13 protein-coding genes and 1 pseudogene are annotated in these 13,716 nt (G+C 76.0%); 6 read left to right on the top strand and 8 right to left on the bottom strand.

Annotated features, from left to right (window positions below):
* Positions 1-6 precede the first annotated feature (6 nt).
* On the bottom strand, positions 7-1,995 hold the full coding sequence (pknB, locus tag GCU60_RS01850) for a Stk1 family PASTA domain-containing Ser/Thr kinase (protein ID WP_163201919.1): 1,989 nt from the start codon (positions 1,993-1,995) through the stop codon (positions 7-9).
* An 82-nt stretch (positions 1,996-2,077) separates the two neighbouring features.
* Entirely contained in the window at positions 2,078-3,220 is a 1,143-nt protein-coding gene (locus tag GCU60_RS01845) for an alpha-hydroxy acid oxidase (protein ID WP_163201918.1), read from the bottom strand.
* 13 nt (positions 3,221-3,233) lie between these two features.
* Here GCU60_RS01845 and GCU60_RS01840 point away from each other — a divergent pair, with 13 nt between their 5' ends.
* From GCU60_RS01840 to GCU60_RS21460, 3 genes and pseudogenes are all read left to right on the top strand, one after another.
* The gene (locus tag GCU60_RS01840; RefSeq protein WP_163201917.1) at positions 3,234-3,557 is read left to right on the top strand and encodes an Rv2175c family DNA-binding protein; all 324 of its coding nucleotides are present in this window, start codon (positions 3,234-3,236) and stop codon (positions 3,555-3,557) included.
* 42 nt (positions 3,558-3,599) lie between these two features.
* Positions 3,600-3,965, top strand: a complete 366-nt coding sequence (locus GCU60_RS01835) for a lycopene cyclase domain-containing protein (RefSeq protein ID WP_163201916.1) — start codon at positions 3,600-3,602, stop codon at positions 3,963-3,965.
* Positions 3,863-4,171 (top strand): annotated as a pseudogene (locus GCU60_RS21460) (hypothetical protein); the annotation flags it as partial. The gene GCU60_RS01835 and the pseudogene GCU60_RS21460, both read left to right, overlap by 103 nt.
* Here GCU60_RS21460 and GCU60_RS01825 read toward each other — a convergent pair.
* The 3 genes from GCU60_RS01825 to GCU60_RS01815 are packed head-to-tail and all read right to left on the bottom strand — an operon-like array spanning position 4,168 to position 7,810.
* Positions 4,168-5,121, bottom strand: a complete 954-nt coding sequence (locus GCU60_RS01825; protein ID WP_345770325.1) for a phytoene/squalene synthase family protein — start codon at positions 5,119-5,121, stop codon at positions 4,168-4,170. The pseudogene GCU60_RS21460 and the gene GCU60_RS01825 sit on opposite strands and share 4 nt — an antisense overlap.
* Positions 5,118-6,614: a phytoene desaturase family protein gene (gene crtI / locus GCU60_RS01820; protein ID WP_163201914.1), complete on the bottom strand. Its 1,497-nt coding sequence runs from the start codon at positions 6,612-6,614 to the stop codon at positions 5,118-5,120. Before crtI ends, GCU60_RS01825 begins: the two co-directional genes overlap by 4 nt.
* Positions 6,614-7,810 carry a polyprenyl synthetase family protein gene (locus tag GCU60_RS01815; RefSeq protein ID WP_239520280.1) on the bottom strand — a complete coding sequence of 399 codons (1,197 nt, stop codon included), beginning with the start codon at positions 7,808-7,810 and terminating at the stop codon, positions 6,614-6,616. The genes crtI and GCU60_RS01815 overlap by 1 nt, the downstream gene beginning before the upstream one ends.
* 140 nt (positions 7,811-7,950) lie before the next feature.
* Here GCU60_RS01815 and metF point away from each other — a divergent pair, with 140 nt between their 5' ends.
* Entirely contained in the window at positions 7,951-8,859 is a 909-nt protein-coding gene (gene metF, locus GCU60_RS01810; protein WP_345770324.1) for a methylenetetrahydrofolate reductase [NAD(P)H], read from the top strand.
* Here metF and GCU60_RS01805 read toward each other — a convergent pair.
* Together GCU60_RS01805 and GCU60_RS01800 are read right to left on the bottom strand one after the other, a co-directional pair.
* Positions 8,849-9,484 carry a hypothetical protein gene (locus tag GCU60_RS01805; RefSeq protein WP_163201913.1) on the bottom strand — a complete coding sequence of 212 codons (636 nt, stop codon included), beginning with the start codon at positions 9,482-9,484 and terminating at the stop codon, positions 8,849-8,851. The two genes, metF and GCU60_RS01805, sit on opposite strands and share 11 nt — an antisense overlap.
* A gap of 57 nt (positions 9,485-9,541) precedes the next feature.
* A complete protein-coding gene (locus tag GCU60_RS01800) occupies positions 9,542-11,617 on the bottom strand; it encodes an HNH endonuclease signature motif containing protein (protein WP_239520279.1) in 2,076 nt (691 codons plus the stop codon).
* Positions 11,618-11,733: 116 nt separating this feature from the next.
* On the opposite strand from GCU60_RS01800, the gene GCU60_RS01795 reads away from it, so the two are divergent.
* On the top strand, positions 11,734-12,111 hold the full coding sequence (locus GCU60_RS01795) for a hypothetical protein (protein ID WP_163201912.1): 378 nt from the start codon (positions 11,734-11,736) through the stop codon (positions 12,109-12,111).
* Between the two features lie 5 nt (positions 12,112-12,116).
* Here GCU60_RS01795 and GCU60_RS01790 read toward each other — a convergent pair whose 3' ends face one another.
* A complete protein-coding gene (locus GCU60_RS01790; RefSeq protein ID WP_204261212.1) occupies positions 12,117-12,920 on the bottom strand; it encodes a lipase family alpha/beta hydrolase in 804 nt (267 codons plus the stop codon).
* Between GCU60_RS01790 and GCU60_RS01785 the strand changes: the two genes are divergently transcribed.
* The gene (locus GCU60_RS01785; protein ID WP_204261211.1) at positions 12,919-13,665 is read left to right on the top strand and encodes a CDP-alcohol phosphatidyltransferase family protein; all 747 of its coding nucleotides are present in this window, start codon (positions 12,919-12,921) and stop codon (positions 13,663-13,665) included. The genes GCU60_RS01790 and GCU60_RS01785 overlap by 2 nt on opposite strands.
* The last annotated feature ends 51 nt before the right edge of the window (positions 13,666-13,716 follow it).

Below are 13,716 nucleotides of genomic sequence, written 5' to 3'. Positions count from 1 at the left end.
CGCGGCCTATCCGAAGCTGAGCAGGATCGTGACCGGCGTGCCCCGCTCGACGGTCTCGCCCCCGGCGGGGCTCTGGCGCAGCACGCTGTTGCCGAAGAAGCGGGTGGCCTCCACCCGGAGTCCGGCCGCCTCAAGGATCTGGGTGGCCTCGTCACCGGTCTTGCCCCGCACGTCGGGGACGGTGACCAGCGGGATGCCCGCCGACACCTGGATCCGGACGACGCTGCCGAAGCGGACCGGCCCGGCCGACGGCGCCGGGTCGACGGCCATGACCTCGCCCTTGTCGACGGTGTCGCTGCGGCCGTCCTCGATCCGCTCGACGGTGAAGCCGAGCGCCTGCAGGTTTGCGGTCGCCTGGTCGGGCTGCTGGCCGGTCACGTCGGGCACCGCGACCGGGGCCCGGCCCTGGCTGACCACGACGGTGACCACCTGGTCGCGCTTGAGCGGGGTGCCGGCGGCCGGGTCGAAGCGGATGACCGCTCCCGGGGGCAGGTCGTCGTCGTAGTCCTCGGCCCGGGTGACCTGCACGGGCAGGTTCTCCAGGGCCGCCTCGACCTCCTCGACCGGCTTGCCGACGAGGTCGGGGGCGACCTCGTAGCGCTCGGGGCCCTTGGACACCACGACGCGCACGTCGGTGCCGCGGATGACCTCGCCGGAGGAGGGGTCGGTGGAGATGACCTCATCCTCGGGGACGGTCTCGCTCCACTCCGCGACGACCGGGTCCGGGTCGAGGCCGGCGCCCTGCAGCAGGTCGATGGCGGCGTCCTGCTGCTTGCCGGCCAGGGCGGGCACGTCGGTCCAGCGGCCCATGCCCAGCCACCAGCCGACGGCGCCGACGGTGATCGCCATCAGCGCGATGACGGCGACGACCAGCCGTGCGCGGCGGCGCCGGATGTGGTCCGGGACGCCGGGGCGCGGGCGGGCGGGCTGGGGACGGCGGCCGTGCACGTCGGTGGTCGGGCCGGCCCCCATGCCGGGCAGCATGCTGGTGCGCCCGCCGCGCGCGGACCGTCCGCCGACCACCGCGGTGCCGGGGTCACTGGGGTGCCGGTCGGAGGGGCGGGGGCGGGTCGGCCGGTTGGTGGGCCGCAGGGTGTCCGGGCCCGCGCTGCTGTGGCCGGTCGGCACGGGCACCGGGTCGATGCCGAGGTCCTTGCGGAGGTCGTTCATCTCGGCCAGGAAGCCCCCGGCGTCGATCGGGCGCCCGGCCGGGTCCCGCCGGGTGGTGCGGGCGACCAGCTCGTCGACCTGCCACGGCAGGCCGGGGACCTCGGTGGACGGCGCCGGGACGTCGTGGTGGACGTGCTGGTAGGCCACGGCCAGCGGGGTGTCGCCACCGAAGGGCGGGTGGCCGGTGAGCATCTCGAACAGCACGATCCCGGCGGCGTAGATGTCGCTGCGCGCGTCGGCCCGGCCCCGCTCGAGCTGCTCGGGGGAGAGGTAGGCGACCGTGCCGATGAGCACGCCGCCGGTCTGGCTGGTCTGCCCGGTGCCGACGACGGCGCGGGCCAGGCCGAAGTCGGCCACCTTGACCACGCCGTCGACGCCGATCAGCACGTTCTCGGGCTTGATGTCGCGGTGCACGATGCCGGCCCGGTGGGCAGCGGTGAGCCCGGCGAGCACCGGCTCGAGCACGGCGAACGCCTCGGCGACGGTCAGCCGCCCGCGGGCGCTGAGCAGGTCGCGCAGCGTGCGGCCGCGGACCAGCTCCATGACCAGGAACACCAGGCCCTGGTCGCTGCCCTGGTCGCTCACGCCGACGACGTTGGGGTGGCTGAGCATCGCGGCGGCGCGCGCCTCGCGGGTGAACCGGTCGACGAACGTGGGGTCGTGCGCCAGGTGCTCGGCCATGACCTTGACCGCGACGGTCTTGTGCAGCCGCAGGTCCGTGGCGGCGTAGACCGTGGACATGCCGCCGCGCGCGAGTCGCTCCTCGAGGCGGTAGCGCCCCTCGAGAACGAGCCCGACCACGGGGTCGGTCACGGCGGTGTCCACCCTGAGGAGTGTAGGAGCGCAGACGGCGCTGGTCGTCCCACGACGCGGCGCAGGGGGTATCCGGGGCGCCTGTGGCGAATGGTCAGGTGCGCCGGATCACGCCGGCGGGCGCCACGGTGTCCCGCGGCACCGACCGCACCTCCGGGAGTCCGCACAGCGCCATCGTGTGCGCCAGCTCCTCGGTCAGCCCGTCGAGCACCCCGCCGACACCTGCCGCACCCCCGGTGGCCAGCCCCCAGGCGACCGGGCGCCCGAGGAACACCGCCGACGCGCCGAGGGCGAGCGCGGTGAGCACGTCGGAGCCCGACCGGACCCCGCCGTCGGCGTACACCTCGGCGTCGCCGCCGACCGCCTCGACCACCTCGGGGAGGGCGTGCGCGCTGGCCACCGCGGGGTCGACCTGCCGGCCACCGTGCGTGGACACCCAGACGGCGGCGGCACCCGCGGCGACGCACCGGGCGGCGTCGTCGCCGCGCAGGACACCCTTCACCACCACCGGCAGACCGGAGAGGTCGCCGAAGCGGGCGATGTCGTCGAAGGTCCAGTTCGCCGTGGCGAGGTCCCGCAGCGACGGCTCGGCGTCGGCCGGCGGGTGGTTGGCCATCCGCAGGCCCGCCGGCAGCGCGAAGTCGTGGCGCAGGTCCCGTCGCCGGCGTCCCAGCAGGGCGAGGTCGACGGTGAGCACCAGCGCGCGGTAGCCGGCGTCCCCGGCGCGGCGGGCCAGGTCGTCGGTGTGCCGGGCGGAGTGCAGCCGGTACAGCTGGAACCACTGCGGGCCGTCGGCCGCCGCGGCGACCTCCTCCAGGGTGTGCGTGGCGCTGGTGGAGACGGTCATCAGCGCCCCGGACGCCGCCGCGCCGCGGGCGGTGGCCAGCTCGCCGTCGGGGTGCGCCATCCCCTGGTAGGCCCACGGGGCGACGCCGATCGGGGTGCGGACGGGGGTGCCCAGCAGCTCGGTGGACAGGTCGACGTCGGCGGTGCCGCGCAGCACCCGGGGGCGCAGCCGCCAGGACCGCCAGGCGGGGGTCGCCTCGGCCATCGTCGTCTCGGTCTCCGCGCCCCCGGCGTAGTAGTCGAAGACGTCGGGCGGCAGGAGCTCGCGGGCCCGGGCCTCGAGCAGGTCCAGGTCCAGGAACGGGGGCTCCCGGTCCTCCGGGGTCTCCTCGCCGACGGCACGCCGTCGCTGTCCCGGCACCGGGCTGCTCGTGGGCTCGCTGCTCGCCATAGGCTGGCACTCTATGGACACGCTCACCCCCACGGAGGTCGCCCAGCTCCTGGGCACCTCGCCCAACCGGGTCCGCCAGCTGCTGCGCGACCGGAAGCTGATGGCCGTCCCCGGCAGCGGCAACGGCAAGATCCCCGCCGACTTCGTGCAGGACGGCGTGATCCTCAAGCACCTGCCGGGTCTGCTGACGGTGCTGCAGGACGGCGGCTTCACCGACGAGGAGGCCTTCGACTGGCTGTTCCGGGAGGACGACACGCTCCCCGGCACGCCGGTGCAGGCGCTCCGCGACGACCGGCACACCGAGGTCACCCGCCGCGCCCAGGCCCTGGCGTTCTGAGCCGATGCATCCGGCCGGGGGCACCGGGACGAAGCTGCTGACGTGGAGCAGCTGACCTACCTCGGGCTGCTGGTCGGCTGCCTCGTGGTGACCGCACCGCTGGAGCTCGTCCTCCGGGTGCGGGTCTACGCCCGCTGGCGGCGGCTGCTGCTGGCCGTCGTGCCGGAGTTCACCGTGTTCGTCGTCTGGGTGCTCTACGCGATCACCCAGGGCCACTGGGACTACTCGGACGTGCGCACCCTCGGCGTCCGCCTGCCCGGGGGCATCCCGGTGGAGGAGGTGCTCTTCTTCCTCGTCGTCCCGCTGTGCTCGGTGCTGGCGCTGGAGGCGGTGCGCAAGGTGACCGGCTGGGACGCCGGCTACCCCGCCGAGGAGGCCCTGCCCGGGGGAGAGGTGACCGGGCGGTGAGCTACTCGACCCTGGCCGTCCTCGCCGTCGTCGCCGTCCTCGTCGTCGACCTGGCCGTCTACCGGACGCGCATGGTGACGCGGAAGGTCTTCTGGACCGCCTACGCGATCATCGTGACGTTCCAGCTCCTGATGAACGGCGTGCTCACCGGCCTGGACGTCGTCACCTACGACGAGCGCACCATCTGGGGGCCGCGGATCGCCTACGCGCCGGTGGAGGACCTGCTCTTCGGGTTCGCCATGGTCACCCTCACCCTGGCCAGCTGGGCGGCGGTCAACCGGCGGGCGAACACGGCCAGGCGCCGCGGCTTGGGCACCGACACCCGCCGGTCGAGCACCCGGTAGTCGGCGCGCTCGATCTCGGTGAGGATCCCGCCGTAGAGGGCGGTGGCCGCCCGCACGCAGTCGCGCGACTCCGGCGCGAGCATCGGCGTCCCCGGGGCGGCGTCGTCGTAGCGGCGGCGCACGATCGCGACCATCTCGCGCATCAGCTCGCGGAAGCCGTCGTCGAACCGCTTGGCCTCGAGCTGCTCCCGGGTCACGCCGTGGGCGGCCATCAGGTCCTCGGGGAGGTACACCCGGCCGCGGTCGACGTCCTCGCCGACGTCGCGGAGGAAGTTGGTCAGCTGGAACGCCTCGCCCAGCGCGATCGCGTGCGGCGCGGCCTCCTCGCGGGGGACGCCCCGGGCCGTGCCCAGGACGGGGAGCACCTGCAGCCCGATGACCGACGCCGAGCCCCACATGTACCGGTCCAGGGCGGCGAGGTCGGGATAGCCGGTGATGTCGAGGTCGCTGGTCATCGCGGCCAGGAAGTCGACGAGGTGCTCGAGCGGGATGTCGTAGCGGCGGTAGGTGTGCACCAGCGCGAGCCGGACCGGGTCGTCGGACCAGCCCGCCTCCAGCTCGGCGAGCACGGCCCGCGACCACTCCGCGAGGTCGCCCTCGGGGTCGGCGCCGGGGTGGTCGACCAGGTCGTCGGCCACCCGTGCGGCGGCGTAGAGGGCGTGCACCGCCGGCCGTCGGTCGGCGGTGAGGAGGCGGGTGGCCAGGTGGTAGCTCTTCCCGTGCTCGGCGGCGATCGCCGCGCAGTGCCGGTACGCCGCGGCCAGCTGCTCCTGGCGGGCGGCCTGGGTGCCCGGCGGGCGGAGGGCGGTCACCGGCCCACCGGCCCGGTGATCCGCTCGGCCGCCAGGCGGCCGCTGATCAGCACCATCGGGACGCCGACGCCGGGCTGCACCGAGGAGCCGGCCAGCACCACGTTCTCCGGACCGCTGCGCGGCAGCGTCGAGGGCCGGAACGGGCCGGTCTGGCCGAAGGTGTGCGCCAGCGCGAACGGCGTGCCTGCGGCCATGCCCTGCGCGGCCCAGGTCTCGGGGGTGTCCATGTGCTCCACCTCGATCGCGTCGCCGACGCCGGTGAAGCCGCGGGCCTCCAGGGTCGCCAGCAGTTCCTCGCGGTACCGCGGCGCGAGCTCCGTCCAGTCCAGGTCGGGGTTGCCGCCGCTGCGCGGGTCCAGGTTGGGCGTGGGCGCGACCACGCTGAGCACCTGGCCGTCGTCGGGCGCCAGGCTGCGGTCGGTCACCGACGGCATGCTGATCAGCAGGCTGGGGTCGCTCATCGGCCGGCCGTCGCGGGTGAGCTCGTCGAACACCTGCTCCCAGGCGGCGCCGAAGCTGATGGTGTGGTGCGCCTGCCCAGGCACCTCGGCCCGGACGCCGAGGTGCAGGGCGACGCACGAGGGGGAGTAGACCGGCCGGCGCGGGCCCTTGAGCCCGGGCACGAGGGTGTGCGGCGCGTCGGAGGTGACGACGACGGCGTCGGAGGGCAGCCGCTCGCCGTCGGTCAGCCGGACGGCGCCGACCCGGCCGCCGCTGGTCTCCAGCTCGGCCACCGAGGTCCCGTAGCGGAAGACCACGCCGGCGTCGGCGGCCGCCGCGCCCAGCGCCCGGGGGACCGCGGCGATGCCGCCCTCGGGGTGCCAGACGCCCGCACCGATGTCCAGCTGGGCGATGACGGCGTAGGCGGCGATCGCGCGGAACGGCGAGACGCCGGCGTAGAGCGCCTGGAAGCTGAACAGCCGGCGCAGCCGGTCGTCGGCGAAGTACCTGCCGACGTGCCGGGACAGCCGGCCGAACCCACCACGGCGGGCCAGCGTGACCAGCTCGGGGCCGAGCAGGTCCAGCGGGGAGTCGAGGTTGCGGTCGATGAAGGTGGTCAGCTGCAGGCGGTAGAGCTCGGCGAGGTCGGCCAGGTAGCGGCGCAGCGCGTCGGCCTCGGCCGGACCGCACAGCGCGGCGACCTCGGCGGCGAACGCGTCGGGGTCGGCGTGCACGTCCAGGTGGGTGCCGTCGGCGTACTGCGCGCGGTAGCTGGTGTCCAGCCGGCGCAGCGTCAGCCGGTCCTCGAGCCGTTCCCCGACGGCGGCCAGGGTGTCGGCGACGACCTCGGGGGCGGTGAAGACCGACGGGCCGGTGTCCAGGGCGTAGCCGGAGCGCTCGATGCGCCCGGCCCGCCCGCCCGGGCCCTCGCCGCGTTCGACCACGGTGACCTCGCGGCCGGCGCCGCGCAGCCGCAGCGCGGTGGCGAGCCCGGCCAGCCCGGCCCCGACGACGACGACGCGATCGGTGCGACCTGGGACGGTGCGGACCATCAGGCGGTGCGGGTGGTGGCGGCGACGGCGAGCGCGTCGAGGGCGTCCCGGGCGTCGTCGGCGATGGGGGCGTCGGCGATGGCGGCCCGCGCCTCCACGGTGCGGCGGGTGATCCGCTCCTCCACCCGGTCGCGGGCGCCGGTGGAGACCAGCAGCGCGCGCAGGGCGTCGAACTCGTCGGTGCCCGCGTCGGGGTTGCCGAGCAGGTCGCGCAGCAGCCGGCGGCCGGCGTCGTCGGCGACCTCCTCGGCGAGGGCGATGAGCAGGGTCTGCTTGCCCTCGCGCAGGTCGTCGTCGGCGGACTTGCCGGTGACCGACGGGTCGCCGAACACGCCGAGGACGTCGTCGCGCAGCTGGAACGCCTCGCCCAGGGGCAGGCCGATGGCGGTGCAGGACTCGACCACCGCGGGGCCGGCGCCGGCGATCGCGACGCCGAGCTGCAACGGCCGCTGCACCGTGTAGCCGGCGCTCTTGTAGCGGGCGACCGTCAGGGCGCCCTCGGCGCCGGGCAGCCCACCGGCGGCACGGAGCAGGTCCAGGTACTGGCCGGCGGTGACCTCGGTGCGCATCGTGTCCCAGACCGCGCGCGCCCGGCCCAGGGCGGCCTCGGAGATCCCCGAGCAGCGCAGCATCTCGTCGGACCACACGAGGGCGAGGTCGCCGACGAGGATGGCGGCGCCGACGCCGAAGAGGTCGCGGTCACCGGAGAGGTCCTCGGTCGCGTGCCGGTCGGCGAAGCCGATGTGGGTGGTCCGCCGGCCGCGGCGGGTGCCGGCGGCGTCCATGACGTCGTCGTGGACCAGCGCGCTGGCGTGCACGAACTCCAGCGCGGCGACGGCCCGCAGCACGGCCGCGTCCTCCTCGCCCGCGCCGGCGCCGGCGTGCCGGGCGCCGCGCCAGCCCCAGTAGGCGAAGGAGGGGCGGAGCTTCTTGCCGCCCTCCGCGATGGCGCAGACCTCGTCGGTGACCGGGGCCAGCCGTGGGTCCATGGCGGCGAGCGTCGCGCGCTGCCGGTCGAGGAAGTCGGTCAGCGCCTCGGCGACGGCGGCGCGCAGCCGGTCCAGCTCTGCGGCGGCCAGGGTGGGGGCGGAGCGGGCGGACTCGCGCTGCTGCGCCCCGGCGATCATCTGTTCAGTATCGCCCAACCCGGCGGTGGCCGACCTCGTCAGCGTGGTCATGCCCGTGCTGCGGTCCATGAGGACCTCCGTCCGCGCTCTGTGGTGTGCGTGTTCCTGCCGCTCTTCGTCCCCGGACCCCGGTGCGGATGCACCCGGAGGGGAGGAAACCGGGAGCTGCCGGTCGGGTGACCTGGGCTACGCCCGTACCCTCGGCTGGCGTGACCCGGACCGTGCGCGAGCTGCTGGCCACCGAGCGCCCGACGTGGTCGTTCGAGTTCTTCCCCCCGAAGTCGCCGGAGGGGGAGGCGCAGCTGTGGACGGCGCTGCGCGAGCTCGAGCGCCTGCGGCCCTCCTTCGTGTCGGTGACCTACGGCGCCGGCGGCTCCACCCGCGAGGGCACCGTCGCGGTGACCGAGCGCATCGCCGCCGAGACGACGATGACCCCGCTGGCCCACCTGACGGCCGTCGACCACAGCGTCGCCGAGCTGCGACACGTCGTCAGCCGGCTCGCCGCGGCGGGCGTGCGGAACCTGCTGGCCCTGCGCGGCGACCCGCCGGGTGCCGATCCGCAGTCGGACTGGGTCGCCCACCCCGACGGGCTGCAGTACGCCTCTGAGCTGGTGGAGCTGATCCGCTCCATCGGTGACTTCTCCGTCGGGGTGGCCGCCTTCCCCGAGCGGCACCCGCGCTCGCCGGACTTCGACTCCGACGTCGAGTGGTTCGTCGCCAAGTGCCAGGCCGGCGCCGACTTCGCCATCACCCAGATGTTCTTCCGGGCCGAGGACTACCTGCGGCTGCGCGACCGGGTGACCGCGCGCGGCTGCGAGGTGCCGATCCTGGCCGGGGTCATGCCGGTCACGAACGTCCGGCAGATCACCCGGATCGTGGAGCTGTCCGGCCAGGCGTTCCCCGCCGAGCTGGCCGAGCGGTTCGCCGCGCTCGACGGGGAGGGCCCGGAGGCCAAGGCGGCGGTGCGGGCGCTCGGTGTGGAGGTGGCGACCGACCTGTGCGCCCGCCTGCTCGAGGAGGGCGTGCCGGGCATCCACTTCATCACCATGAACCGGTCGACGGCGACCCGCGACGTGTTCACCAACCTCGTCGGCCCCGACGGCGACGTCAGGGGCTGACGGCGCCCTCGAGCAGGTCGGCGGCGCGGGCGGCCGCGCGGCGGAGCCCCTCGCGCTCGGCGAGGTAGCCGCCGACCACGCCCACGACCGGCAGGTTCGACAGCGCCCGCGCGGCGAGCCGGCCCTTCGGGCGGGCGTCGAGCGCGTCGTCGATCCGGCTGAGCAGCCGGGCGGCGCGCCACAGGGTGCGGCCGGCGCCCCGGACGCCGGTGCGCTCCTCCCGCGGGCCGAGGGTGCCCTGGACGTAGGTGCCCTTGCCGCCCGCCAGCAGCGGCTCGACGCGGCTCGCGGGCAGCTCGCGGTCGAGCAGGACCCGGGCCAGCAGGGACACCCGCTCGGCGGGTGCGGTGACGTCGTGCTCCCCGGCCACGCCGAGCACCACGAGGGACTGCACCGCCGTGCCGACGGTGTTCTGCAGCGGCAGCAGGTCGGCGAGCTTGCCGGCGAAGCGGGGCGTAGCCGAGACGCCCGCCGCCACCCGGGAGACCTGGTCGGCCCACCAGCTGTCGCGCTGGTCGCGGGGGAGCGCGGGCGGCCGGCCGAGCCGGGTGGCCAGCGGGGTGAGCAACCGGTCGACCCGGCGCAGGACGTCGACGACGACGGCGTCGCTGAGAGGTGCAGCCATGGGCCGACCATGCCCCGGGCCGGACGCTTTCACCCACGGTGGTCCCCGGTGACCCCGTCAGTACGGCGGCGGGGCGGTGACGGCGACGAGGCCGGTCGGGGTGGTCACGGTGAGGGTGCCGTCCGCGTCGAGCCGGTGCCGCCACCCCGGTGCCTGGTGCTTGCCGCGGTGGTCGGTGGTGCAGTACCCGGCCAGGTTTCCTGCGCTGGTCGGGCCCGCGGGGTAGGGGTGGCTGTGGTCCAGCTCGCCGCCCCGGGGCACCCTCCGACGGCAGCCCGGGAACCGGCAGCGCCTGTCGCGGCCGCGCACGAAGCGGTCGAGCCCGGCGGACGGGCGGTAGCCGTCCGTGGGCCCGGGCGGGCCAACCCCCGGTCGGGCAGAGAGGTCGTGGCGGCAGCAGGCATCGTGCCGGCGGCAGGCGGCCAGGCCGCAGGTGCCCGCCCGGCGCAGTCCGGGGAGGTCGGTGAGAGCGACCAGCGCGCCGGTCAGCGCGTCGGTCAGGGCGATGCGCGGACGCTCGGCCAGCCCGCCCCCGCCGGTCGTGGACAACAGTTCGGCGATCAGGTCGCGTTGTGCCGCACCCACCGCCCGCAGTCCGGCGATGGAGTCCGCGGCGTCGGCGACACGTCCGCCGGGTCCCGCCCGCCAGGCGTCCTCGTCCGCGGTGTCGGCGACCGCGGCGGTGCGCACGGCCCGTTCGGCCCGGGCCAGGGCGCGGTGGGCGCGCTCGACCGCCTGTCCGGCGTCGTCGACGGCCCTATCGGCCGTTGCCCATCGGTTCGGCGGCCCGGGCGCCTGCCCGGCGTCGTCGACCGCCCGATCGGCCGTCGCCCGACGATCCGTCGGCTCCAGCTCGCCGCCGCCGGGTCCGAGGTCGTCATCGCCGGGCCCCGGGGCGCCGTCCTCGAGCTCCGGGTCGGTGCCCCCGGGCGACGGGTCGCGGTCGAGCGGAAGGCCGTCGAGGTCCTGCGAGGAGAGCGGGCAGGGCTCGGGATCCGGGTCGACCAGCTCGCCGGCCAGGACGCGCCGCTCCATCTCCGCCCACCAGCCCTCGAGTTCCCCCTGCTCCCGCTCCTGCCACGGGATCGGATCGGCCGGGCGCCCGTGATCCGCTCCGTCGCCGCCGGTCGGATCGTCCGGGCCCACCCCGGTCAGGGCGGCGAGGAACTGCCGGACCATCTCCGCGGGAATCACCTGGCCGTCGATCTCCCCGGCCTCGTCGCCACCGGACAGCGTGGCGATCGACGCCACCACGGTGAGCAGCACCTGAACCGGCGGCAGCTCGCTCTCACCGGGCCGCAGCACGAGGTCGAGCAGGCAGTCGAGCATCTTCTGCCCTCGGGTGCGCGGGTCGTCGTCCGTGGCCAGGGAGTCGGCGCAGGCGACCAGCGCCCGGTGCAGCGCCCGGGCCTCGGGCATGGTGGCGATCACGGTCAGGGTGGCCATGCCGTCGACGTCGTGCGGCCGCAGGTGGATGCCACGCTGCGCCAGGGCCTTCTCCAGCCGTCGCGCGGCGGCCCTGGCGTCCCGCCGCGCGACCTCCCGGCGTGCCTTGTCGCCCAGCTGAGCGGGGGAGACGACCCGGCCGACGGCCCAGCGCAGCAGCTCGGCCTCCACCTCCGCGCGGATGACGGCGTCCTCGATCGGGGCGACCTTGTCCAGCATCGTCCACAGATGCCCCGGGTGGAGTGCACCGGCCTCCAGCGCGGCCAGCGTCCCGGGCAGCCGGTGCACCAGGTCGAGCGAGCGGGTCAGCAGGGCATCGGCGGCCTGCGCGCTGAGGGAGAGAGCCACCACGAGTTCGCGCCCCGCCCACTCGCTCACCGCCCGCAGGTTGGCCGGGCGGGTGGCCCAGCGCTCGGCGCTCATGGCGCCCGGCTCGCCCTGCGCCCGGTCGGCCGTGGCCGGACGGTCCGCGGCGAACCGGGCCACCGCACGTGCCCGCAACGCGGTCTGGCGGGCGATCTCGCGGTCCGCGGCCTGGACCTCGCCCAGGGGCCCGTCGGACAGGGCCACCGGAGGTGCGAACTCGGGCCAGTCCGTGGAGGCGGTGGCCGCCCGGCGCCGTCGACCCGCCGCCACCGCGCGGCGGCGTACCTCGGCATACCAGTCGCTCGGCGCATCCGTGGACATGCGTTCGATCATATGTTCGAACAATCCGCGCAGCAAGCCGTCCACCAGCACTTTCTCCGTCGGTCGAGTGCCGCGCGCCGCGCAGGTGGGCCCGGCCGGAGCCGTAGCCTGCGCGCGTGGTCACCGCTGCCTCCGTCGTTGCCTGCCTGCTCCTCGCCGGCCTCGCCGTGCTCCAGCTCCTGCTGGTCGCCGGCCGGCCGCTGGGCCGGTTCGCCTGGGGCGGGCAGCACGACGTGCTGCCGCGCGGGCTGCGGGTCGGCAGCGCGGTCTCCGTCGTCCTGTACGCGGCGTTCGCCGTGGTGATCCTGCAGGCGGCCGGGGCGCTCGTGGTCCTGCCCGAGGCGGTGGCTGACGTCGGCATCTGGGTACTGACCGGCTACTTCGCCCTCGGCGTCCTGATGAACGGGATCTCGCGCAGCCGCCCCGAGCGGATGCTCATGACCCCCGTCGCACTGCTGCTGGCCGGCTGCTGCCTGGTCGTCGCGCTCGGCTGAGGCGCTCAGCCGCCCAGGCGGGCGCAGTCCGCGGCGGCGAGCGGCACCACCTCGTCGGCGGTCAGCTGCTCGACGACGATCGCCGTGACGACCGGGGCGGTCGGCAGGCCCTGGTGGGTCAGACGCGCCCCGGCGCAGATCGACTGGACGGGCAGGTTCAGCGCGCCGTCGAGCCGGGCCGAGCCGGGCGGCGTGACGACGGAGTCCTGCTCGGTCCAGAGCGACACCCAGTCGACCCCGTCGGGGGTCTCGTCCTCGTTCAGCCCGACCAGCAGGTCGCTGCCGGGGACCATCTGCCGGCACCCGTCCGGGCACCGGTCGGCGGCGAAGGCCCCGGCGAACCCGGCCAGCTCGGTGCCGTGGTGCGGGGCGCCGAGCGTGACCACCCGGCGGGCCACGTCGGCGTTGCCGTCGGCCACCCAGATCCGCGCCACCAGCCCACCGGCCGAGTAGCCGACGACGTCGACGCTCTCCGCCCCCGTGCGCTCCAGCGCGGCCCTCGCCCCGGCATCGAGGACGGCGGCGGACTCCCGCAGGTCACCGGTGCCGTCGCCGGGGACCGCGATCACGGTGACGTCCCGGCCGGCCGCCCGCAGCCGGTCGGCCAGAGGCTCCAGCACCGCGGTGTTGCCGCCGTACCCGGGCACGAGGAGGACCGGCCCCGGCTCCTCTCCGGCCGCGGGGAGCCGGACCGACGCCGCCGGGCCGTGCTCCCGGGTGAGCAGCACGACGGCGAGGGCCGCCGCACCCAGCACCGCCACCGCGAGGAGGACCAGCAGCAGGCGTCGCGTGGGGGAGGCGGCGGGCATGGCCCTACTGTCCCTGGTGGGTCCGACGGCCGGGGGAGGAGGCGCGGTGCTGACGCGGGACGAGTACCTGGCCGCCTGGTCGCGCTGGCACGGTGGCGCAGACACCGGCGCGCCGCTGGTCCGCGGCTGGCTGACGCTGGCGCACACGCTCGCCCGGCCGCTCGCCGCCCTGCCGCCGTGGGTGGCCACGGCCGCCGGCGTGCTGGTCGCGGCCGCGGCCGTGCCCCCGGCCGCCGCCGGTGGGGCCTGGCTGGTGCTGGCCGGCGTGCTGGTCGGGTTCTCCGGGCTGCTGGACAGCCTGGACGGCGCCCTCGCCATCGGCACCGGCCGGGCCTCGCAGCGCGGGTACGTGCTCGACTCCGTCGTCGACCGGCTCACCGAGGCCGCCTACGCCGCGGCGCTGTGGGCAGCCGGTGCGCCGAGCTGGCTCGCCGTCACCTTCGGTGCGCTGTGCTGGCTGCCGGACTACCTGCGGGCGCGCGCCGGCCAGGCGGGCGTGCACCGCACCGGCCCCATCTCGCTGTGGGAGCGCCCCACTCGGGTGGCCTTGGCCGGCTTCACCCTCGGTGGCGCCGGAGTGGTGTCCGGCCTGGAGGTCGCCGGGCTGGGCGCCGACCGCGTGGTGGTCACCAGCGGGGCCGCCGTCGGTGCCCTGCTGGGCGCCGTCGGCGTCGTCCAGCTCGGCCTCTGGCTGCGCGGGGAGCTCGGCGGGCCCGGCGAGGGGGACGTCCCGCCACCGGACTGACCGGCCGGGCGTGCACCTCGCCAGGGCACCGGCGGAAGGCGGCTCCTAAGG

The sequence above is a fragment of the Blastococcus saxobsidens genome, assembly GCF_010682065.1.
GTDB classification, from domain to species: domain Bacteria; phylum Actinomycetota; class Actinomycetes; order Mycobacteriales; family Geodermatophilaceae; genus Blastococcus; species Blastococcus saxobsidens_B.
Note: the sequence above shows the minus strand (reverse complement) of the source record. Positions and strands in the feature narration are given on the sequence as shown.